This window comes from Absiella sp. AM29-15, assembly GCF_003434225.1.
GTDB classification, from domain to species: Bacteria; Bacillota_I; Bacilli_A; order Erysipelotrichales; family Erysipelotrichaceae; genus Hoskinsella; species Hoskinsella hominis.
In genome coordinates this window covers 51215-75436 of record NZ_QVFL01000001.1, presented here as the reverse complement: position 1 = coordinate 75436, position 24222 = coordinate 51215, and the positions used below count along the sequence as shown (strand labels likewise).

At 32.8% G+C, this 24222-nt stretch carries 23 protein-coding genes; 18 read left to right on the top strand and 5 right to left on the bottom strand.

Going from position 1 to position 24222, the window contains the following annotated elements; translation table 11 throughout:
- Positions 1-16: 16 nt before the first annotated feature.
- From DW761_RS00385 to DW761_RS00300, 18 genes are all read left to right on the top strand, one after another.
- Positions 17-352, top strand: coding sequence for a PTS lactose/cellobiose transporter subunit IIA (locus tag DW761_RS00385; protein WP_117451405.1), 336 nt, complete (start codon positions 17-19; stop codon positions 350-352).
- Positions 336-1781: a glycoside hydrolase family 1 protein gene (locus tag DW761_RS00380; RefSeq protein WP_117451407.1), complete on the top strand. Its 1446-nt coding sequence runs from the start codon at positions 336-338 to the stop codon at positions 1779-1781. Before DW761_RS00385 ends, DW761_RS00380 begins: the two co-directional genes overlap by 17 nt.
- Before the next feature lie 197 nt (positions 1782-1978).
- Positions 1979-2509, top strand: a complete 531-nt coding sequence (locus DW761_RS00375; RefSeq protein ID WP_117451409.1) for a hypothetical protein — start codon at positions 1979-1981, stop codon at positions 2507-2509.
- Positions 2510-2645: 136 nt separating this feature from the next.
- Positions 2646-3773, top strand: a complete 1128-nt coding sequence (locus DW761_RS00370) for a DUF362 domain-containing protein (RefSeq protein ID WP_117451411.1) — start codon at positions 2646-2648, stop codon at positions 3771-3773.
- A gap of 152 nt (positions 3774-3925) precedes the next feature.
- The gene (locus DW761_RS00365) at positions 3926-4669 is read left to right on the top strand and encodes a phosphatase (protein ID WP_117451985.1); all 744 of its coding nucleotides are present in this window, start codon (positions 3926-3928) and stop codon (positions 4667-4669) included.
- Positions 4670-4735: 66 nt separating this feature from the next.
- Entirely contained in the window at positions 4736-5620 is an 885-nt protein-coding gene (locus tag DW761_RS00360; protein ID WP_117451413.1) for a sugar phosphate isomerase/epimerase family protein, read from the top strand.
- A complete protein-coding gene (locus tag DW761_RS00355) occupies positions 5617-6714 on the top strand; it encodes an NAD(P)-binding domain-containing protein (protein ID WP_158552174.1) in 1098 nt (365 codons plus the stop codon). The genes DW761_RS00360 and DW761_RS00355 overlap by 4 nt, the downstream gene beginning before the upstream one ends.
- Positions 6715-6738: 24 nt before the next feature.
- On the top strand, positions 6739-7350 hold the full coding sequence (locus tag DW761_RS00350) for a bifunctional 4-hydroxy-2-oxoglutarate aldolase/2-dehydro-3-deoxy-phosphogluconate aldolase (RefSeq protein WP_117451417.1): 612 nt from the start codon (positions 6739-6741) through the stop codon (positions 7348-7350).
- A gap of 21 nt (positions 7351-7371) precedes the next feature.
- Positions 7372-9264 carry a BglG family transcription antiterminator gene (locus tag DW761_RS00345; protein ID WP_158552175.1) on the top strand — a complete coding sequence of 631 codons (1893 nt, stop codon included), beginning with the start codon at positions 7372-7374 and terminating at the stop codon, positions 9262-9264.
- Between the two features lies 1 nt (position 9265).
- Positions 9266-9736: a PTS sugar transporter subunit IIA gene (locus DW761_RS00340; protein WP_117451421.1), complete on the top strand. Its 471-nt coding sequence runs from the start codon at positions 9266-9268 to the stop codon at positions 9734-9736.
- Positions 9727-10041, top strand: a complete 315-nt coding sequence (locus tag DW761_RS00335) for a PTS fructose transporter subunit IIB (RefSeq protein ID WP_117451423.1) — start codon at positions 9727-9729, stop codon at positions 10039-10041. Before DW761_RS00340 ends, DW761_RS00335 begins: the two co-directional genes overlap by 10 nt.
- A 14-nt stretch (positions 10042-10055) precedes the next feature.
- Positions 10056-11126, top strand: a complete 1071-nt coding sequence (locus DW761_RS00330) for a PTS fructose transporter subunit IIC (protein ID WP_117451425.1) — start codon at positions 10056-10058, stop codon at positions 11124-11126.
- 138 nt (positions 11127-11264) lie between these two features.
- Positions 11265-12245, top strand: coding sequence for a LacI family DNA-binding transcriptional regulator (locus tag DW761_RS00325; protein WP_117451427.1), 981 nt, complete (start codon positions 11265-11267; stop codon positions 12243-12245).
- A 184-nt stretch (positions 12246-12429) separates the two neighbouring features.
- The gene (locus DW761_RS00320; RefSeq protein ID WP_117451429.1) at positions 12430-13803 is read left to right on the top strand and encodes a PTS transporter subunit EIIC; all 1374 of its coding nucleotides are present in this window, start codon (positions 12430-12432) and stop codon (positions 13801-13803) included.
- A gap of 12 nt (positions 13804-13815) precedes the next feature.
- Complete coding sequence (locus DW761_RS00315) at positions 13816-15243, top strand: glycoside hydrolase family 32 protein (RefSeq protein ID WP_199483507.1); 1428 nt, start codon at positions 13816-13818, stop codon at positions 15241-15243.
- Positions 15244-16251: 1008 nt separating this feature from the next.
- Entirely contained in the window at positions 16252-17085 is an 834-nt protein-coding gene (locus tag DW761_RS00310; RefSeq protein WP_117451431.1) for a PRD domain-containing protein, read from the top strand.
- Between the two features lie 11 nt (positions 17086-17096).
- Positions 17097-18980, top strand: a complete 1884-nt coding sequence (locus DW761_RS00305; protein ID WP_117516082.1) for a beta-glucoside-specific PTS transporter subunit IIABC — start codon at positions 17097-17099, stop codon at positions 18978-18980.
- 11 nt (positions 18981-18991) lie between these two features.
- Positions 18992-19708 carry a glucosamine-6-phosphate deaminase gene (locus DW761_RS00300; protein ID WP_117516081.1) on the top strand — a complete coding sequence of 239 codons (717 nt, stop codon included), beginning with the start codon at positions 18992-18994 and terminating at the stop codon, positions 19706-19708.
- Positions 19709-20525: 817 nt separating this feature from the next.
- Here the strand turns inward: DW761_RS00300 and DW761_RS00295 are convergent.
- The 5 genes from DW761_RS00295 to DW761_RS00275 all read right to left on the bottom strand — a co-directional run bounded on the left by DW761_RS00295 (position 20526) and on the right by DW761_RS00275 (position 24216).
- Positions 20526-21668: a DHHW family protein gene (locus tag DW761_RS00295; protein ID WP_158553718.1), complete on the bottom strand. Its 1143-nt coding sequence runs from the start codon at positions 21666-21668 to the stop codon at positions 20526-20528.
- A 15-nt stretch (positions 21669-21683) separates the two neighbouring features.
- A complete protein-coding gene (locus DW761_RS00290; RefSeq protein ID WP_333782691.1) occupies positions 21684-22814 on the bottom strand; it encodes an MBOAT family O-acyltransferase in 1131 nt (376 codons plus the stop codon).
- 177 nt (positions 22815-22991) lie between these two features.
- Positions 22992-23231: a helix-turn-helix domain-containing protein gene (locus tag DW761_RS00285; RefSeq protein WP_117516078.1), complete on the bottom strand. Its 240-nt coding sequence runs from the start codon at positions 23229-23231 to the stop codon at positions 22992-22994.
- Between the two features lie 4 nt (positions 23232-23235).
- Positions 23236-23655 carry an RNA polymerase sigma factor gene (locus DW761_RS00280; protein ID WP_199485563.1) on the bottom strand — a complete coding sequence of 140 codons (420 nt, stop codon included), beginning with the start codon at positions 23653-23655 and terminating at the stop codon, positions 23236-23238.
- A gap of 252 nt (positions 23656-23907) precedes the next feature.
- Positions 23908-24216, bottom strand: a complete 309-nt coding sequence (locus DW761_RS00275; RefSeq protein ID WP_117516076.1) for a hypothetical protein — start codon at positions 24214-24216, stop codon at positions 23908-23910.
- Between the last annotated feature and the right edge of the window lie 6 nt (positions 24217-24222).

Below are 24222 nucleotides of genomic sequence, written 5' to 3'. Positions count from 1 at the left end.
GGGGTGACGTTGTTATATGGATGAAAAAATTATAAATGTAGCTATGGAAATCATTCTGCATGCAGGTGAAGCAAGAAATTTGGCCACAAAAGCGATGATTGCAGAAATGGATGGAGAAAAAGATAAAGCACAGGAGTTGTTAGTTTCTGCAAAAGAAAATGTAAAAAAAGCACATCTATCACAGACCAAGGTAATTCAGGATGAAGCAAGAGGCGATAAAATCGAAATATGCTTATTGTTTATACATGCACAGGATACATTGATGACAATTGCATCAGAAGTGAATGTGATGGAACAAATGATGAAGATGAATAGAAAACTGGAGGAAAAAATTAATGGAATATGTAAATAGTTTCCCTAAAGGCTTCTTATGGGGAGCCGCAACGAGTGCTTATCAATGTGAAGGCGCTGCAAACGAAGATGGAAAAAAAGACAATCAACAGGATGTTATCAATCGTGAAATTCACGATGAATATGGATATGCAGATGCCAGTGTTACAAGTGATCATTATCATCACTATAAAGAAGATGTAGCACTAATGGCAGAAATGGGATTTACGTCTTATCGTTTTTCCATCAACTGGTCAAGAGTACTGCCAGATGGAGTAGGTGAACCAAATCCAAAAGGTGTAGAATTTTATCACAATTTAATTGATGAATTAAGAGCTCATCATATTGAACCGATTGTCACTATGTGGCATTATGATTTACCCATGGCTTTAGTTGAGAAATATGGTGGATGGGCGAATCGCCAAATTGTAGATGATTTTGAGTATTATGCAAGATTTATTTTGAATGAATATAAAGATAAGGTACGTTATTGGTTAACAATCAATGAACAAAGTATTGTAGTAAATTATATTGACCGTAAAAATAAAATCTCAATGGAAGATAAATTTAATCCGAAATTCCGTTATCAGGCAAATCATTATATGAATTTAGCACATGCAAAGGCTGCAATTGCTGTTCATGAAATAGTACCAAATGGGCAATGTGGTGCAGCATTGGATATGGCACCGTACTATCCACATACATGTGCACCTCAGGATGTTCTTGCTGCTAAAAATGCGAATGCGTTTAAAAATTATTTCTATATGGATGCATATTTTAAGGGTGTGTATACAGATTCTGTTATGGCATATTTAAAACGTCAGGGTCTTGAATTTGAAATACAGGAAGGTGATATGGATTTAATTAAAAAAGGTTCAGAATGTTTTGATTTCCTTGGCATCAACTATTACCAAAGTGCCTGTGTAAAAGCACCTACACCTGGGGCAGCACGACGCTCTAAACAGAACAATAAAATCGGTAAAGGAGGAGATGTTGTTTACGAAGTGCAGCCAGATTTATTTGAAGGCTGTAAAAATGAATTCATTGGCGCTACAGATTTCTCTATGCCAATTGATCCAATGGGACTACAATATGTGTTAGAAGATATTAATGATCGTTATCATAAACCTATGATGATTTGTGAAAATGGATTTGGCGCATATGATACATTAGAAAAAGATGGTACAATACATGATCCTTATCGTATTGAATATATTAGAGAACATATCAAAGCCATGAAAAATGCAATTTCAAATGGTGTGCAGCTGATTGCATATAACCCATGGTCCGCATTTGACTTACTATCCACAAGCAATGGAATCGCCAAGCGTTATGGATTTATTTACGTTGACCGCAGCGATGATGATGTGAAAGAATGCAAACGATATAAAAAAGATTCATTCTATTGGTATAAAAATGTTATCGCAACAAATGGAAAAAATTTAGAATAGATAGTAAAAGCAGTATAACAATTTTAAGCTATACTGCTTTTATAATTTTTACCAAAAGATTAAAATCAGGGGAATATAAAGGCGTTTTATAATCATTGTTGGAAATTGGTATAAGTTTCTGAAAAAATCAGTATACGAAAAGATATCATGTATGGTACAATGGACTGGACTTTAAAAAAATAAGAAAGGATGCAGCTATGTCCATTCAACCAAATGATAAATACGTTTATGTATTATTAACAAAATTTTCTGATAGAGCTTCTAAAGCCATCAGAGGATTGACAAGATCTTCTTATACGCATGCTTCTATTGGTATTGATGAGAAATACGAAGAATTTTATAGTATTGTGACCAAAGGATTTCGCAGGGAACAATTCCATAGATTCTCTAAAGAATGCAGGTTAGAAACGCCATGCCGGTTATATAAAATTCATGTTAGTGATGAGGTATATGAAGAAATTTGTATCATCTTAAAACGGCATGAGGCTAGATCTAAACATTATAAGTATAGTAAATTGGGAGTGGCTTTATGTCTTTTGCATATCGGACATAAAATCAACCATCGCTATTTCTGTTCACAGTTTGTGGCAGAAATTCTACAAAGCAGTCAGGTAATATCTTCAAAAAAATCCAGTTCTTTATTTTTACCAGATGATTTTATGGATATAAAAGAGCTTGATTTATGCTATTGCGGTAATCTCGATGGCTTGTTGGATTTGGCGTATTAAAATATAAATTTTTATAAAAATACTGTTTAAATAGCAGTATTTTTTTAATATTCTAAAAAGTGATTCTGATTAAATATTGCTATGTGAATTTATTTGGTATAAAATGGATTTAGTAAATATAAGGAGGAAATAGGATATGGAAAAATCAAAGGTTTATTTTACAGATATGCGTGCATTGCCTGGTACAAACCTGCCTCAGAAATTGAATAAGTTAGTCAGAGTAGCTGGTATCGGAAATATTGATTTTGAGAAAAAGATGGTTGCGATAAAAATTCATTTTGGAGAACCGGGAAATCTTTCTTATCTACGCCCAAACTATGCAAAAGTTATCGTTGATGTTGTGAAGTCATTAGGTGGTATGCCTTTTTTGACTGATTGTAATACACTTTATGTTGGTCGTAGAAAGAATGCATTAGATCATATGGAGGCAGCATATGAAAATGGCTTTTCACCATTTAGTACTGGATGCCATGTGATCATTGGTGATGGTTTAAAAGGTACTGATGATGTAGAGGTACCTGTTGTGAATGGAGAATTATGTAAGAGTGCAAAAATTGGCCGTGCGATTATGGATGCGGATGTATTTATTTCATTAAGCCACTTTAAAGGACATGAATGTACTGGATTTGGAGGAACTTTAAAGAATATTGGTATGGGATGTGGTTCACGTGCAGGAAAAATGGATCAACATAAATCTGGTAAGCCAAGTGTAGATAAATCTATCTGTACAGGTTGTCATATGTGCTTTAAAAATTGTGCACATGGTGCGATCAGTTTTGATGAAAACAATCACGCTTCTATTGATCATGATAAATGTGTTGGTTGTGGCCGTTGTATGGGTGCTTGTAATTATGATGCTATTTATAACGAAAATGATAGTGCAAATGATGATTTAAATAAAAAAATCGCGGAATATAGCAAAGCTGTTGTGGACGGCAGACCTAACTTCCATATTAATTTAGTTATTGATATTTCACCATATTGCGATTGTCATGCGGAAAATGATGCGCCGATTTTACCTGATGTTGGTATGTTTGCTAGTTTTGATCCTGTTGCATTAGATCAGGCTTGCGCAGATGCCTGCAATGCACAAACACCAATGCCAAACAGTTTGTTAAATGATCATATGCATGAGGAAGGATTCCATGATCATCATGATCACTTTACGAATACAACACCTGAAACAAATTGGAAGGTATGCTTGGAACATGCGGAAAAGATTGGTTTAGGTACAAGAGAATATGAATTGATTGAAGTGAAATAAGTAAGCAGCGAAAGCTGCTTTTCTTTTGCGAAAAATACGCGGATAACGTATTTTTTAATTATATATTTTTCAACCTATTGTTGCAGAAATCTAGTTTTTAATGAAAGGCTCTCTATGGTACTGTGATAAAAAAGCAGGAAGGAAGAATGAAAATGAAAATCAGATTAGAAGATATAGAACTAGATGTACATACACATACCATTGCCAGTGGACATGCTTTTGGTACAATTCGTGAAATGGCATATGCAGCAAAGTATGAAAAAAACTTACAGCTTTTAGGTTTTAGTGAGCATGATCAGGGGATACCGGGGGCATGTGATCCTATTTATTTTAGAAATTTAGATGTAGCTCCAAAATGTTTATATGGTTTACCAATACTATATGGTGCAGAAGTAAATATCTTAGATGGAAAATTGTCTATGGACGATAAAACACTTGATTTATTAGATTATGCGATTGCGGGCTTTCACTTGCATTGTTATCAAAGTAAAGACAAAAAAACAAATACAGAAAATATGATAGAGGCAATGAAACATCCTAAAATACATATTATTTCACATCCAGATGACGCAAACATTCCATTAGATTATGAGAAGATTGTGCAGGTGGCTAAAGATCATCATGTCCTTATAGAGATAAACAATAATTCTTTAAGAAATCTTGATATTAGAAAAAATGTCATAGAAAATGATCATTTATTATTGAATCTGTGTAAATATTACAAAGTGAAGATACTTTTAAGCAGTGATGCGCATGATCCTTCAGATATCAAAAACTATCAAGAGATTCAGCAATATTTTTATGATATTGATTTTCCAGATGAACTCATTATGAATTATACAAAAGATGACTTTCTTTCATTCATACAAAAGAAGATTTTTGCAACAGCTAGTTGAAATTCGTTGATTAAACTTCAAAACGGAAACATGATAGTATGAAATCAGAAAGAAAGGAGCGAGCGTATGAAAAATATTACATACATACCATCATTACTTGTGTCAAATGTTTTTGATCCTTGTATAAAAACACCAGAAGATTCTATAGAACTATATCGTAGATTAAAAACACAGGGTCATTATACAAGTATTGAAACCAGGCTAGTGGAAGGAGAAGAATTTATTCAAGCATTTCTTGATTTGAAACCAGATTGGAGAATTACTTATTGGACAACAGGACAGTTAGGTAGAGCTGGATTAAATCTTAGTGATTTATGCGAAGAGAACAGAATAAAAGCAGTAGAAAAAGTAAAAGAAATGATTACAACTTCTACCAAAACTCATGGAGAATTTATTGGATTAGCAAGTGGAAAAATGGTCGATGGCAAGCGTGCAGATGGCTTATGTCAATTTGAAAAATCCCTTAAAGAATTATTGCTTTATATACAGGAACAAGGCTATCCTACAAAGCTTCTGGTAGAACCATTAGATGCTTTTGCACATAAAAAGAATGTGTTGGGAGATACCAAGACAACATTGGAGTTCCTATCAAGATTCGATAAATCTGTATTTCAAGACCAAAAATTGTCCATTAGCTGGGATAGTGCACATGTGGCATTAAACAAAGATGATTTCAAAGAAAGCATCCAAGCTTTAGCACCATATATTTCACGTGTACATTTTGCGAATGCCATTTTAGATGAAACGAATCCACGTTTTGGTGATTGGCATATTGATTTATGTGAAGAAGGATTTTTAAATCAACAAGTCGCAAGAGATATATTAGAAGCATTAGATGAAGTCAGTTCTGGAGAAATTCTTGTCACAATGGAAATCAGAGAAAGCGATAAGGAAAAAGTATGGGCATTAGAAGATAAATGTTATCACTTTTTGCAGGATGTTATCCAATGAATCATACCATTCTGATTATAGGCGCTGGGAAAAGTGGCAGAGGATTTTTACCACAATATATTGATTCAAAAGATCATATTTTGTTTGTGGATAAGGATGAAGCTCTCATTGATAAATTGGAAGCATCTAAAAATTATGAGATATCATTTTATGGTAATACGAAACCTGCTAAGAATATTTTTAATTATCAGGCTTATTGTGCGACACAGAAAAATTATCAATACTGTTTAACACATTGTGATATGGTCGCAGTTTCTATAGGATTAGAGCATTATGAAGAATTGGCAAATAATTTGAAACCATATTGCCATCTTCTGAAAGATAAAGCAATCGTAACATTTGAAAATGGAATAGATGTAGCATCTAAATTACAAGGATTTTTAGGTGTTGAAGATATTCAAATAAGTGAAGGCAGTATTTTTTGTACAACCAATACCATGCATGAAATTGATATCATCTCTCAGGATATATGTTACTTGCCAATCAAAAATAAAGCATTAGATCAAATATATCTGGAAAATGTAACTCCAATAGAAGATTTTCATCTTTTTATGGAACGTAAGCTTTATACATATAATTTATTATCTGCTTTGTTTTGTTACTCAGGATATTTAAAAGGATACAAACTGTTACATGAAGCAGCATTAGATATCGAAATACGAAAAGATGCAGAAGATTTAATGCAATCTTTAAATCCTATTTTAGCAGACTATTTTCATGTATCATTACATGATCAACAGGTTTTTGCGCAAGGTGCAATAGATAAATTTTCAAATCCATTTATTCAGGACAGTATACAGCGTAATTGTAGAGATGTTAAGCGTAAACTGGAAGCAAACGAAAGATTTATGAGGCCTTTTGTATTACTACATCAAGCACAAAAGGATGCAAATATCCTTTTGAAATCGATAGCAGCAGCGCTTGTATATGATGAAAAGGAAGAATCTAAACAAGGAGTCCGCTTGTTGGAAACAATGGAAATAGATGATAAATCTTATACAATCATTAAGAAATATTATACAGAGTATATGCAAAAAAGTTGCAACAAGCCATTGCAACAGGCTGACTTTGAAAAGGAAATATGCAAGGTATAATGAAATTGTAAGGAAGGTGATGGAATGAAAGGTTATGTAACAGTTATATTGCGGGGTTATACTTATGAACAAGTAAAAACCGTATGTGAAGTATTAAAGATGGGATCCAAAGTGAAAAATGTAGAAATTACGCTCAATACAGAAAATGCTTTGGATACAATTAAAAAAATCGTATCACAATATCAAGGAGCGTTATGTATAGGCGCAGGAACTGTCATACATTTTGATGATTTAAAAGCAGTAATTGCATTGGGTGTTTCCTTCGTGTTATCGCCAATTGGTTTTACACAAGAAATGATTCAATATTGTAAAGAACATCATGTGACTTCTATACCAGCAGCATTTACACCAAGTGAGATTTATCATCAAATACAATTAGGCGCTGATATTATTAAAGTTTTCCCCGCAAATGAAGTATCACAAAATTACGCAAATAAAGTTTGTGAACCATTAGGAACATTACCATTGATGGCAGTTGGTGGCGTAAACAGTGGCAATGTAAAAGAGATATTAACGAAAGGGGGATATACATACGCAGGAAGTGCAGGCGGTATTTTCAAAAAAGAAGATATTTTACAACAAAATGTAGAAAATCTAAAAAAATCACTTCTTATCTTTGAAGAACAGCTGCCCTGATCAATGAAAGCAGGTGAAGGTATGGTTTCAAAAAGGTTAGATCAATTAATGGCAATCTTGATTAAACAAAAAAAGGTATTAACGGTAGCTGACTATGCAGAATTGCTGGGTGTTAGTAAACGTACAATTTATTCTGATTTAGATAAGATAAAACCGTTAATGGAGAAAAAGGGTTATCAAATACAAACAATGCCGGGACAAGGAATCAGGGTTCAGAAAAATACAGATGTGGCGACGTACGATAACATAGATGATGGAGAAGAGGATTATTATCCAGAAACAAGAAGATTTATTCTGTTACAGCGAATCATTATTGAAGAAATACCTTGTCAAATAGAGGATATCAGTGATGAGTTTTATGTTTCTGTAAGTTCTATCAGAAATGATATTGATATTTTGAATCGTCGCTATGTTACTTCAGGAGCACAGTTATGTGTTGAAAAAATGCATATCTGTATCAAAGGCAGTGAGGAACAGATTCAAAGATTGATGTTGATGGCGAGTGAAGATGCAGTGAGTCAATCCATGAAATTAACAGAGATATATGATGATGTTATCGTAAAGACATGTTTTGATATCATACGAAGTTTTGAAGATATCAGAAAAATGGAAATACCAGAGCATTACTTTAACCATATCGTGAATATCATGGTCATATTGACAACCAGATGTATACAAAATCACCATATTCAAGCCCTTCAGGATGCTTTGTTATTAGATAAAATCATGGAACAGCCGAATATGTTGCTGGCTAGGGAAATCTTATCTTTCATCACAAAAAAGATCACGGTAGAATTTACTGAAGCAGACTACCACTATTTCGCAAATTATCTGATTGCGGATAGAATACAGTTTCCAAGCACGGAAACAATCCCTGAAACAGAGATAGAAATCTTTTATCGAATCATTCATAAAATGGAAGAATTATTAAATGTGAATATCTTTCAGTATGAGGATATTGTGAAAAATCTTTTACTACATTTACATGCCATGGTATTTCGCTTACGTACAGGAATTAATTTACAAAATGAACTTTTAGAACAAACGAAAAAAGAATTCGGTTCTATGTTTGAATTAACATGGTTCGTGTTGGACAGTGAAAGTGAAGCATTACATATAAAATTAAGTGAAGATGAAGTAGGGTTTGTGATGATTCATTTTCAAAACATTGTAGACCTTGAGAAGAAGAGCAAGAAAGTATTATTGATTTGTCCTTTAGGTATCGCATCAAGTCAAATGGTTTTAAATCGTATCAAAAACGTATTGCCGCCATTAGATATATTGGAGGTTGCTTCCGTTGAAAAAGCACTAAGAATTAATTTGGAATCCATTGATTTCATCATATCTACAGTAGAAATTGAGATGCGTAAACCAACCATTGTTGTATCAGCATTAATGGGCGATATGGATATTCAAAATATACGAGCTTTTTATCAGGATATTGTTTTTCAGAAAGAGAAAAAAAGAAGTGTAGACAAAAGTATTTTGTCCCAGTATCTACGAGCTGAAAATATACTTGTTGGAAATGAAACAGATAAAGAAACAGTGATTCATCATATGGTAACACATTTGGTAGAAAAGGGTATTGTACAGAAAGAATACGAAGCAACACTTTTGAAGCGTGAACAGCAAGGCGCAACAGATAACAGATATGGGGTAGCAATTCCGCATGGAAATCTAAACTTTGTGAATAAGACTACAGTTTCCATCTGGATTGGAGAAAAACCAATAAAGTGGACCAATCATAGTGTACATATGGCAATTTTCTTCAATGTCAATAAACAGGATCTTATGAGCTGTAAAGCGATACTGGATGAAATTTATCACCTGATAAAATCAGAAGAATTGGAAAAACTGTTTGAAACAGGAATCACAAAAAAGAATTTCCTGGAATGTATAGATTGGGAGGAGTAACATGATTTGCAAAGAATTGGTCATGGTAAATGAGCCAGTGACAACACAAGAGGAAGCGATTAATCGATTATGCAAAGAGGCAGAAACATTAGGCTTGCTTAACAATCAAGAAGAATATAAAAAAGCAGTGTATCAAAGGGAGCATGAATTTTCTACAGCAGTTGGTTTTGATGTTGCGATTCCACATGGCATGAGTGATGCAGTTAATGAAGCGTTTATCGCATATATGAAAACAGAAAAAGAAATCAACTGGGGTGAAGCTGAAACAAAACCAGTAGAATTAATCTTTATGATTGGTGTTCCTTTAAAGGATAAAAATGTATTACATCTAAAATTTATTTCACAGATATCCAAAAATCTGATGAAACCGGAATTTAGAGAGCATTTAAAATCCTGTAATACAAAAGAAGAAGCATTTGAGTTTTTAAAACAGATCAATGATGACATCAGAAAGGAGATCGTATGTTTGTAGTTGGTATCACAGCGTGTCCTACAGGGATTGCCCACACCTATATGGCACAGGAAGCATTAGAAAGTGAATGTAAAAAAAGAGGGTATGAATATCATTTTGAAACACAGGGAAGTATTGGTATTGAAAATGAATTAAGCGAAGAGGATATAGAACGTGCAGATATGATTATTTTAGCCGTTAGTATCCAAATTGAAGAAGAAGAGCGATTTGAAGGAAAAGATATTTATTATGGAAATGTGGATGAAGCAATATCTTATCCAGAACGTGTCGTTGATAAAGCTTTACAACATTATAATTTGAAATAGAGAGGAGAATTTCAATGGAAGGGTTTAAGAAAGAACTAAAGAATATACAAAAAGCATTATTAACAGGTACTTCATACATGATGCCAATGGTTGTGGCCGGTGGTATTCTGTTCTCATTATCCTTATTAGGAGGGGATGCAACGTCTACAGGTATTGTTGTTGCGAATCCATTAATGGCAAATCTGAAAACAATAGGTGCAGCTGGATTATTCATGATGATTCCTGTATTAGCAGCTTATGTTGCTTATTCTATCGCTGGCAGACCAGGACTTGTACCAGGGTTTATCTTAGGATATCTTGCGAATAATACGATTGGCGAAACGGGTGCAAAAACAGGTTTCTTAGGAGCATTGGTTCTTGGAATTATGGCAGGTTACCTTGTAAAATGGATGAAGTCATGGAAAGTTCCTAATGTTATTAAGTCTATTATGCCAATTTTAATTGTGCCAGTTATTTCCACTGGAGTATTAGGATTATTCTATATCTATTGTATTGCAAATCCAATGGGATCATTGATTAATGTATTAATGGAGTTTTTAACAAATCTTAACGGTGCTAACCAGATCTTATTTGCGATTATCATTGGCGCAATTTGCGAAATTGATATGGGTGGACCAATTACAAAGACTGTAACAATGTTTACAATCGCATTAATTTCAGAAGGCGTTATGGGACCAAATGGTATCTACCGTGTATGCCCTGGTATTCCACCTATGGCGATAGCTTTATCCACAATTATGTTCAAAAATAAATGGACATCAGCAGATCGCAGTGCCGCGAAAACAGCTGGTATTATGGGAATCATGGGCATTACAGAAGGCGCAATTCCATTTGTAATCGCAGATTTAAAACACATTCTTCCATCTACAATTACCGGTTGTATTGTCGCAGCAGTGATTGCTTCCTTAACTGGTGTAACATCTCCAGTACCTCATGGTAGTTTTATTACTTTGCCAATGGTTAGTGGAAAAGTAGGGTTTGTTGTCGCAATCGTTGTAGGTACCATTGTTGCAGCGGTCATGATGGGTATATTAAAGAAGCCAATTGAACAGGATAAAGTAAAAAAAGTGGAAGAAAAAGCATAGATATTAAAAAAGAGTTTAAAATATCTGATTTGATAATCAAATAAGTAAGCAGCGAAAGCTGCTTTTCTTTTTTATGAGATTGAAGTAGAAAAGTATTGGAAAGAATGATATCATTATAAAAGAAAATGGGGTGTTATCATGGCAAGTATCAATGATGTTGCAAAAAAAGCGAATGTTGCGAAAAGTACAGTTTCATTAGTCGTAAATAATAGTGGATATGTATCTGCTAAAACAAGAGCTAAAGTAGAAGAAGCGATGAGAGAACTTAATTATGTACCCAGTCAATTAGCTAAAAATCTTTCAAGCAGAAGAAGTAATATTGTCGGTATTGTAATGCCAGATGTGATGCATCCATTCTTTGCAACATTTATAAAATATGCAGAATTAAAATTATTTCATTATGGTTATATGACTATGGTATGTGGCACGATTGGTCGAGAACAAATTGAGGAAAGTTATCTTGATATGTTAGATCGAAAAGCGATGGATGGGATTATTATGGGGGCGCATACACTGGATATTGATCGATATAAAAAAACTAAACAACCTATTGTGGCCTTGGACAGGTTTATTGGGGAACATATACCAGTTGTTAGTTCTAATCATTATCAGGCAGCAGAAAAAACATTAGAGATTTTATTAAATAATAAATGCCGTCATGTTATACAATTGGTAGGAAGTATGATACTTGTGAAAGCGGAAAATGATTATGCATCATGTTGTCATGAATTGTTTTTGAAGCATGGAATACAAGTTCATCAGGTGGAAGTAGGACATAACACTTTTACAACAGAAAAATATAAAAAAGCAGCAGAAATGGCATTTCATTTATATCCAGACGTTGATGCCATTATTGGTGTAGATATGGCAATTATGGAATGTCTTGCAATTGCTAAAGAGCGGAATATTCATGTACCAAATGATTTAAAATTAATTGCGTTTGATGGTACGTATATTACAAGAATTGGTGAGCGTACATTAACTGCGATAAAGCAACCAATTGAAAAGCTGGCAAATGCTAGTGTTGATACAATTGTTCAAATGATAGAAGGAAAAATAACTGCAAAGAAAGAAATCATATTAGATGTAGAAGTACAATTAGGAGATACTACGTTATGAAAAACAGCAAAGTTTATGTAAAGGCATACATAAATTTTGCTGTTTCTATTGACAAAGTGAATTTTGCAGTATATCATTAATGTGTAAAACCGGTTCGATATCATAATAAAGCATGCATATCATGATATTGGACGTTTATTTTTCGAAAAATATAAAACCGGTTTGACATGAGAGGAGAAAACATATGAAAAAAGATCCAAGAGTCACAGCTGAACAAATTATTGCAGCAGTTGGTGGAAAAGAAAACATTGTAAGTGTTATGCACTGCGCAACCCGTCTACGTTTATCATTGAAAAATACGTCTAAAATAGATATTGAAAATATTAAAAAAGCACCTGGAGTTGCTGGTTACTTTGAAAAAAGTGGACAACATCAAATCATTTTAGGTACTGGTTTTGTGAATAAAGTATGTGATGAAGTACAAAAGATAACTGGTATTTATGATGAACAAGATTGTCAAGAAGTAAGTACAAATGAAACTACAGGTAAATTCCAACAATTGACAAAGATGATTTCAGATATATTTATCCCTATTATTCCTGTATTATTAGCGACAGGTATTTTAATGGGATTACAAAGTTTTATGACAAATGGACTTCATATCGAATTTGATGATAATTTAAATACTTTGTTTAATGTTCTTACAGGAACTGCCTACACTTTTATCCCAGTATTAGTCACATGGTCAGCTTGTAAAAAATTTGGAGGATCACCTATTTTAGGTATCGTTTTAGGTTTAATGCTTGTTTCACCTAATCTTCCAGATAAATGGAATGTTGTGAATGGTCTGGCAGAACCATTGAAGTTTGTTCTTGGGCCAATAACTTTAAATGTTACGGGATATCAAAGTTCTGTTATTCCAGCAATTTGTTTAGGCTGGTTTGCAGCAACTTTAGAGAAAAAATTACATAAGATTATCCCTGATATTGTGGATATGTTATTAGTACCATTTTTAACATTATTAATATCTTTGTTATTGGGATTATTTATTGTGGGACCTGTATTAAGTGCAATTGAGAAAGGACTTACAGATATTATTTTAAGTATGCTACAATTACCATTTGGTATCGGTGGTATTGTATATGGTGGTGGAATTCAATTATTATGTTCTGTAGGTATGCATCATACTGTTACACCAATAATTGTGTCTATTTATGCTGAAACTGGTCTTGATTTCATCAATCCTATGGGAAGTGCAGCGATTGCAGGTCAACTTGGTGCAGGGCTTGCGATTGTAATGATGACGAGAAATAAACAAAAACGGGCAAATATGATTCCAGCTTTAATTCCAGCATTATTTGGTATATCTGAACCTGTTATGTATGGGATAACTTTCCCACTGATTAAACCATTTTTAATGGGATGTATTGGTGGTGCAGCTGGTGGTGCATTTGCTGGAATTGTATCTTTAGCAGCAAAAGGAACAGGCGCAAGTATGTTGCCAGGAACATTGTTATATTTACAAGGAGGTATGATCCAATATCTACTAGTACTTGTTATCTCTATAGGTGTTGCATATTTGTTAACGAGAATCGTTATGAAAGGAAAAGTAGAATAAATTGGTGATAGTATGAAATTAATTGATTTTTCAAATCATCAAAACAGACTTGTTCGTATAGAGGATGTTTCAGATGAATATATAAATTATATTCATCAAACAACTATCGAAGATCGTTGGTATCCATCTTTTCATATTGCACCACCACATGGGCTATTGAATGATCCAAATGGATTATGTCAAATAGAGGGAACATATCATATTTTTTATCAATGGTTTCCATTAGGACCAGTACATGGATTAAAACATTGGAGGCATTTAACCACAAAAGACTTTATCCACTTTGATGATTACGGATGTGCAATGTATCCAGATGATTCATATGATTTACATGGATGCTATAGTGGCATGGCTTTTAAGGAAGGAAAACATTGTCATGTATATTACACTGGAATTGATCAGGATGACAAGGCAAATGTATGTTATGGTCTTTTAAGACAAGATAAGATTGATAAACAAGGAGTTATAGTATCTTTGGATAAAAAAATTACATCTGATAATTTTCGCGATCCATGTGTTTTCAAAAAACAGGATACATATTGGATGCTTGTTGGAGGAGAATCAGTAAATGGAATAGGAATATTGCCAGTATATCATGGAGATACTTTTCACACATTCACCTATCAGGGAAATTTAAATTTGCAAAATCATAATTTTGGTTATATGTTAGAATGTCCTAATTATTTTGAACAAGACGGGAAAGGAATTTTATTCTTTTCCCCACAAGGAATAAAAAGTTCTAATCATTACGATTATCAAAATGTTTTTTCTGTCACCTATGGAATCGGGGATCCTATTCAAAATGATTTGAAATTTAACGCACAGACATATTATGAAATGGATAAAGGATTTGATTTTTATGCCCCACAAATTTTCAAAGATGAGAGTGGAAGATATATACTATTTGGATGGCTAGGCAATTCAAAATGTATTTATCCATCAGATAAAAATAACTGGGCACATATGCTTACAATACCTAGAAAAATTATTGTTGATGGTGATCGACTTGTGCAAGAACCATTAGAAGAGTTAAAATCGTTACGTGATGAAGAACGTCAAATAGATACATGTATGAATTTAAAACAAGCGGCATTTGAATTGGAATTGGAAGTAAATGATTATTTTAAAATTGAGATTTTAGAAAGTAAAGAAAACTATATATTTTTTGAGATGAATGAAAAAGATTATATTTTAGATCGTAGTCATATGACATTTATGTATAATGAGAAGTATGGAACTAGACGCTATGCTAAAAGACTAATCAAAGAAAATCAAAAAATCAGGATATTTGTTGATCATTCCAGCATTGAAATATTTGCGGATGAGGGAAAAACAGTATTTACCTCGAGATTCTATTTAAATGACATAAAACAAATGAAAGTTGTAAACGCAAAAGGAAAATATTGGTCGTTAAAGCCAATAGAAATTGAAAATTGTTAGTAAAAGTATAAATATTAAAAAGAGTTTAAAATATCTAATTTGATAAATTAAACTCTTTTTTGTTTCATAAAAAAATAAAATTAGAAAATAGCTTCAATTTTGTACAAAATTACATAGATTATGTATCATATTTCTAATTATGAGAAATTAACTTGATATTATATCTAATTAGTTTATATCGTGCTATAATTAACCTAACTTTTCATAAGTGCACAAAAAAAGTTAGTTGAGAGAAGGAGGAAACTGTCTTAATGAAATTTCCATTTAAGGGATTTCGGACGAAGAGTACAGGTAGAAAGCTATGCAAGATATTTTTACACTGTTTCTGGTGTGGAAAATCATTACAGAAGCAAATGTTACCCTGAGATATATTTGTATCCTGTTTGGAAAAGAAATATAACTCAGTTCACGAATTCTAGATAGTGAAACTATTTGATATTGAATATTGTTTTTTGATATCAATGTCAACTCCATCCGAATTCCTCAACAAAAAAAGAGAGTGCTCACAACACTCTCTTTTCTTCGGCTTTTACAAGCCATAGACTCCATCCGCTATTATATTAACACTAGTACTACAAGAAGTCAACAAATAATAGCTAAATTTTAAGGAAATTTTAGGAATTATTGAATATAATCTGAAGAAAAAGACTAGAAGAAGCATATTGAATTATCATATGATTATTAATGAAACAGTTTATATTAAAAAAATATAATATATATGTTATATAATTGATATTATATTATCTAATATATGGAGATGTTTAATAAGAAAATAAAAATGAGTTGCATAAACACAATGCACACAACTATATTAAAACGCTTACAAAATGTAAATAAAAACCATTGACAATGGTAAAACTGTCTGTTAAGATATAAACGAATTAAATACAAACGTATCAGGATTTGTTACGGAATAAGCCGGCATGACCTAAGTGATTTTTTATAATCATTTGGGTCTTTTTTATTCTTGTGTTTAATTTAGCAATTGCGAAAAAATGAGGTGTGACTATGAGAGTTATCAATCGAATCAATAACAATGTCGTATTAGTGAAAGATGGTACACAAAAGAAAATCGTCACTGGAAAAGGATTGGGATTTAAGGTTTATCCAGGGGATAGCATTAATGAACGTCTAATTGAACAACGTTTTATCCTTCAGGAAAACAGTGATGAAGATTATTACGTAAAAATGTTAAAGAATATACCATTAGAACAAATAAAGGTATGTGAGAAGATTGTGGAAAAAGGCAGAGAACTGTTAGGAAAACCATTGTCAGATAATCTAATATTTTCCTTAGCGGACCACTTAAACTTTGCGCTGGATCGATCATCTAAAAATATGTTGATTGATCATCCTTTGGCAAATGAAATCAAACAGTTTTACCCTAATGAAATGGAAGTAGGCAGATATGCAATCCAGTTAATAGAAAAAGAGATGAATATCAAACTGCCAAAAGGGGAAGCCGTCTTTATGACAATGCATATCGTAAATGCAGCAGGTGGATTAAGTGAAGCATATGACGTGGCAGAATTAACAGAGATGATGTCAAAAATAATTTCATTTATTGAGAATTATTTCCATTGTACCATCGATCAGGACAGTACTTCATTTTCCAGATTCATTACACACTTACGATATTATTTGATTCGTCAGCTGAAATTTGAAATTGATGATTCCATCAATGATGAGCTGTTGGATATTGTGAAAGAGAAATACCCTGAAGCATTTCATTGTGCACAAATGATTACCGATCATTTAGATCATTTATATCAAAGTAAGTCTGCAGATAGTGAAAAGTTATATCTAACATTACATATTAACCGATTGTTAAATAAAAAATAAGGAGAAGATTTATGAAAAATGAGGAACTGGCTAAGCTGATTCTAGAAAATGTTGGCGGTGCGAAAAATATAAAAAATCTAACACATTGTGTTACAAGATTACGTTTTACGTTATATGATGATAAAAAAGCAAATAAAAAAACCATTGAGAATTTAGATGGTGTTCTGGGAGTACAGGAGCAGGGAGGACAATTTCAGGTCATTGTAGGAAGTAAAGTGAATAAAGTTTACCAGGAATTAATCGGCAATCCACAATTGGCTTTATCTGAGGATGGTCCAAAAGAAACGGGAAAGAAAAAATCAGTGATTTCTAATATATTGGAAACGATATCTTCTATATTGATTCCAAGCTTACCACCAGTAATTGGCGGAGGTATGATCAAAGGTTTCCTCTTTATGTTCTGGGAGTTTGGATGGATTGAATGGGGAAGTGATATCTTTAATCTATTAAATATTATTTCTGATGGAATGTTCTATTTTTATCCATTCCTGTTAGCAGTCAGTGCCGCAAAACGTTTTAAAACAAATCCATACATGGCACTTGCGATTGCCGGATCTATGATGCATCCGACCATTTATGAAGGCATTAATGCTGGATTAAAAAGTTTAAAAGTAATAGGTTCTATTGGTGTACCATATCTTGATTATAATTCCTCTGTTATCCCGATTATATTATCTGTATGGGTAATGAGTTATGTATATCGATTCTTTGAGAAAAAAATACCAGACATTGTAAGTGTGATTTTTACACCAATGTTAACATTGGTTATTGTCATTCCTGTATGTATGATCATGATTTGTCCATTGGGTTATTATATTGGCGAATATATTGCACAGGGTGTTCAGGTATTAATTGATTTCTCACCAATTGTGGCAGGATTTGTAATTGGTGCTATCCGTCCATTTACAGTATTAACTGGAACACATCATGCAGTTCGTGCAATTGTATCTCAGCAGTTAGCAACTTATGGATATACTACAATAGGCGCTATGAATTATATGAGTACCATGGCACAGGCCGCTGCACCACTTGCTATTTATTTTGTATTAAGAAAACACAACGAAAAAATGAAGAATTTATCACTATCTGCAGCTGTTTCAGGATTCCTTGGAGTTACAGAACCAGGATTATATGGAATCATCGTGAAATATAAAGTCGCATTTATCGCAACGATGATTGGCGGTGGAATTGGTGGTGCGATATCATCAGTATTTGGATCCGCAGAATATGCGATGGTTATGTCATCTTTAATCACGATTCCAGCAACATTTGGTAATGGATTTATGGGTATCATCATCGGTTTACCAGCATCCATTATCATAACAATGGCTATCATCTTTGTGTTTAAGAATAAAGTGATTGAAGAAGATCAAGGTGTAGATACATCAAAAGCAGAAGAAATGATAAAACCAAAAATTAGTGTGAATATGGATGATAAATTATTAAAACTAAATGCTCCCACAAAAGGTGAAATCTGTGCTTTACAAGATTTATCAGATGAAACATTCGCAAAAGAAATGATGGGAAAAGGTATCGCTATTTTACCACAGGATAATCAAATCTGTGCACCTGCTGATGGTATCATTACAGCTTTATTTCCAACCAAACATGCCATTGGTATGAAAACAAAAGATGGTTTAGAAGTGTTGATTCATATAGGCATTGATACCGTAAATTTGAATGGTAAATACTTTGAAGCAAAGGTGAATATTGGTGATACAGTGGTTCAGGGGCAAACGTTGATTGTCTTTGATTATCAAAAAGTAGCTGAAGAACATTATGATACACATGTAATAATGGTAATTACAAATTCAGATGATTATTTAGATATATTTTCAAATCAAAAAATAAAAACAGTCACAAAGGATATGGATATCCTGACAGTGATTCAATAGGAGGACGTAAAATGAAAGTTTTAATTGGAAAAGATGTAGAAGAAATGAGTAAAATTGCCGCAGATTATGTTATGAGTTATATGTATCAGGAAAAGCAGCGTGTGAACTTATCCATTACAGGAGGATCTACACCAAAGCGTATGTATGAATTATTAGTTCCACAAGTAAAAGATACCAATCGTTTTGATCATGTACACTTTTATAACTTTGATGAAATTCCTTATCGTAAAGAAGATCGCGAAGGAGTTACTATTTCAGGATTGAGAGAGGCGTTCTTTACACCAGCAGGTATACCAGAAGAAAGAATTCATAAACTGGATCAATTTAATTATCAAACGCAGGATGAGCGTATTGAAAAAGATGGTGGTTTGGATATGGTAATTTTAGGTGTTGGTGCTGATGGACATTTCTGTGGGAACTTACCTCAAACGACAAAATTTGGTGACCTTACAACACGTGTGGAATGTGATCGTCGATTAAAAGACCGTATTCTCCCAGAATTTAATGATGTGGAAGAAGATGTGCCTGATTATTATATTACGATGGGACCTAGAAGCATTATGCGTGCTAGACATATCATCATGATTGCCAGTGGTGTAAAAAAAGCTGAGATTATAAAAACATTAATGGAAGGCATTGTCGATGAAAATAAACCAGCTACAATCTTGACCTTACATCCACACTTTACATTAATCATGGATGAAGAAGCCGCAAGCTTATTACCATAACTGAAATCCTTTATAAGTTTAAATACTAGATGACATCATTTATCTAGTATTTTTTATTTTAATAAAGCATATATAAGTAATTAAAAAACAGAAATATATAAAGTAAATGTGCTAAATTGACCAATTTTAATATCTGATTTCTAATTATCAAAAGATAACTAAATACTATATCTAATTATGTTGCTTAGTGCTATAATAAGCTTAACTTTTCAGAAACGTATATGATGGAAAGGGTGTTGAGAGAAGGAGGAACTTGTCTATTGGAATTTCCAAATAGGGGATTTCGGACGAAGATTACATAGGAGGTAAAAAAGCTATGCAAGATATTTTTACACTGTTTCTGGTGTGGAAAATCATTGCAGAAGCAAATGTCACCCTGAGATATATTTGCATCCTGTTTGGAAAAGAAATATAACTCAGTTCACGAATTCTAGATAGTGAAACTATTTGATATTGAATATTGTTTTTTGATATCAATGTCAACTCCATCCGAATTCCTCAACAAAAAAAGAGAGTGCTCACAACACTCTCTTTTCTTCGGCTTTTACAAGCCATAGACTCCATCCGCTATTATATTAACACTCGTACTACAAGAAGTCAACAAATAATAGCTAAAATTTGAAGAAATTAAAGGAATTATATGATAGAAAATATAAAAAGGGCAATATCTAAATGATGATAGAAATCTTTGTGAGAAATATATATTAAAAAATTTAATAAAATGTATATTATTTATCATATTTTATTAAATAATAATGATAAGAGAATAAAGATTATGTACTAGAATAGCATATATCACGATCTTGTTGGAAATCCTTCACTGTAGTAAATTTACTAAAGAAGAATCTGTGAAAAAGGTATTAAAATTATATAGAAATAATACATCTGTAATATTTCTATTTTTCATCAGTTCATTTACATCGTCCATATAATAACGTGGATCAATCACTGTAATTTCATGATAATAAGGAGTTAAGAATGGAAGAAAAGCATTCGCATAAGAATCCTTAATAACAAGTAAACGTTTATCTGTTTCACTACTTGTGGTCATCTGGATCAACGCATGATTGCCACCAAAGAATACTTCATAAGGATTAGAGGATGAGGCTTTGCTTTCCACATAAACACTGGCTGCCTTTTCTTTCTCATTCACATATTCAACTAATACATCCGGATCATTTTTATCTGGTACATAGATTTCAACCTGATCATCTTTCTTACTATAATAACCACTGGTATTAGCTAAAGCACCCTGAAATGTTTGATGAATAACATAAGGTTCATAATGTAAAGTGTTTTTTGCTTTTAAATCATTTTTTAAATAGACCTGAAAAGCTTCATATGCCCCCTTGGTTGTCCAGTGATGATCACTTCGATAATATAAGTTTTCCTTTTTTTGATCAAGAAAATGATCCTCAATATCTGTGATTTTTATCTTTTTATTCAATGTTTTATAAAAGCTGGAAAGTGTTTTTTTCTGACTGGGAAGCGTGATATGCGCAGGGAGATTTTCAGGATAGATTTCGGCTTTATTAACTGCTATCAACATATGCATATTTATTTTATGATACTGTTTCACAAAACTGTTAATGGTATCACTCAATTGCTTGATTTTCGTATCCTCTATAGCTGGAATATCTTGAAAAAGCATATCGTTTTTACCAATTAAGACAGAGGAAAATTCATTATTTCCTAAAGCATGTTCCAATGAAACCTTTTGTTTATGTAACGCAAAACGTTTGGGGAATTGATCATTTAGATAAGAGGACATATCATCCTGGTATTGTTTTTGTAAGATATCCGCAATATGCAACTTTGGCATTTGCTGCAAAGTTCGGTTTTCTTCTATTGAATTTACTTGATCGGGTATGAGCATATAACATAAGGGAACCCCTATAATAAAGCATAAGGATACCATGCTTGTACCATAAGACTGAATAATTTCTTTCATTGTTTTCATTTGACATCGCATCCTTTAAAATTGAAAATATAGAAATGATTGTACATGACCGCCAACACTATATAATAATGCCAACAACCATAAGCATAAGATACCTAAAGGCTTTAATATCCAAACATAATCTTTTTGTTTAGATACCAATCTACCAATATAATGGAATAGCGGACTGGCCCATATCATAGCTATGATTAGAATCCACCAGCAGGAATGTAAGATAAATAAAAATTCTTCATTCATAAGGGGTAACTGTTTAAGGAAGAACATTCCTTGTAAATACTGAAAGGCCTGTGAGATGCTTTCACTAGAGAAGAATACCCAGCCAATCATAATGCAAATCATGGTAAGAAACCAGTTCAAAATAACAGGTAATTTAGATTGCACATGACTCCATAAAAACTTTTCAAAGATTAACAGACATCCATAATAAATACCCCATGAAAGAAATGTCCAGTTAGCACCATGCCAGATACCAGTTAACATCCATACAATCATTAGATTACGTATTTGTATGCATAGGCCTTTACGATTACCACCTAAAGGAATATATACATAATCACGAAACCACAAGGATAAAGATATATGCCAGCGACGCCAGAAGTCTGTGACAGAGGTCGCAATATAAGGATAATGGAAGTTTTCATAAAGCTGGATATGGAAAATCTTTGAGATGCCAATGGCCATTTGCGTGTATCCCTGAAAATCGAAATATATCTGTAAAGTATAAGCCAGAATCCCCAGCCAGAACATGCCAGTGGAGGATAAAGATGCGTTTGTTTGTGAGAAAACTATGGATAAAGAATCCGCAATCCATACCTTTTGCACAAGTCCGATGATAAAGTACGTCAAACCAGATTCTAAATGTTTACGATCAATTTTCATGAGGGGAAGCTGTTTCTTGAAATCTTCATAACGCATAATAGGTCCCATAATTAATTTAGGAAACCATGTAACGTATAATGCATATGTAATAAAATGGCTTTCTGCATTGATATGTCTGCGATATACATCAAATTGGTATGATAAAATCGTAAATAGATAAAAGGAAATACCTAGAGGCATGGAGGAAATATCATTATGCTTTGGTATTGGCAGGATATGAGAAAGTTCTTGTAGAAAAAAATTATAATATTTTAGAAGAAATTTTATATCTGATTTTTGATTTTCCTTATAAATACTACACTTTCAAGCATTTGTAAGTATATAAAATCATTCATTTTACCACGAATTTACCACGATTGAATGAGCCTTGATATGACACAAAAAATAACATGGGAGATAGCACAAACATCTGTGTATCTCCCGTTTTTTATTCATGTAATATGATTACTTCACTCTGATTTCAAATTTCAAGATTGCTTTCATCATTTCTGTATGAGTTTGACCTTTTAATTCTTCATCAACCTGCATAATGATTTTACCACTTTCAGAGTGGTAAAACGGATGCAAGCATAATTTACAGATATAAGCGTCATAAAACTTCAAAATCTCTCTTATGGCAGTTTCATTTCCAGCAGACGCTTGACATATTACTTTTAATGTAGGGTAGCCATATTCTTTTTTCATTGGTTCAATTCCTTTCTTTCAATACTGTTTTTAATTTCTTCAATCCATTACTTCTTCTGCGATAAATAGCAGAACGTGATACATGATATAATTCTGCAATTTCTTGGTCGCTCATGCTTTGAAAATAGCGTAATAGAATTACATCACGCTCTTTACTCGATAACTTATATAAAGCAACAGCAAGTTTCTCGTTTGATATTTGAATTGTGAAATTCAAGACTTCAAAAGAAATGTAATCACAAGAATATTTATCCTCTGTTACACATTCAAGATTTTTTGTATCTGATAATTCACAGAATAAAACTTCACGCTTAGAACGTCTTGCAAACTGTCTGTTTCTGCTTTTTACTGTACATTTAATAACAGTCATCATCAAAGCATTAAACTGTATTCTAACGATATGCTCGAAAGAAGATGTGTTCATAATCTCACCTCCTTTCCGCATACGCTGAAATATATAAACGGAAATACCGTCTATACCTTTGGAAAATACGAAAAGAAGGTCAAGAAAAAAGTCCGCACAAAATACCTTGTTTGTACGAACTTTTAATATTGTAAAATATTTAGTTGTTGATAAAATACTGTTAGGTTTTTGTTGCTCGTATGGAATTATGCTTAAAACTTTCCATAGTATAAGCCCTCCTCACAGCACTTTCTCGTATTACACCTTTTCTATTTATTTTAAGAGTAATTGAATAATAGTTACGAATGCCCAAACAAAAAATAGAACACCGTCCAACTTAGCAACCAAATTCAAGACTTTATTTTCTATTTTTTCTACTCCGCATATAGCATTAAAATTCATCAGAGAAAATGCTAAAATCAATAAAGAGTAGTTTGATAAATTGTTACTATCCCCATTATAAAGGGCAAAAGCATATCCCGCCCAAAGAGGAAGTAAAGCAACTAAAGTAAAGCCTTTTAAAAACTTCATGTCTTTTCTTTCACTTGAAAAATAATTTTCTGTTAAATGTTTGTCTGCCATAATAGC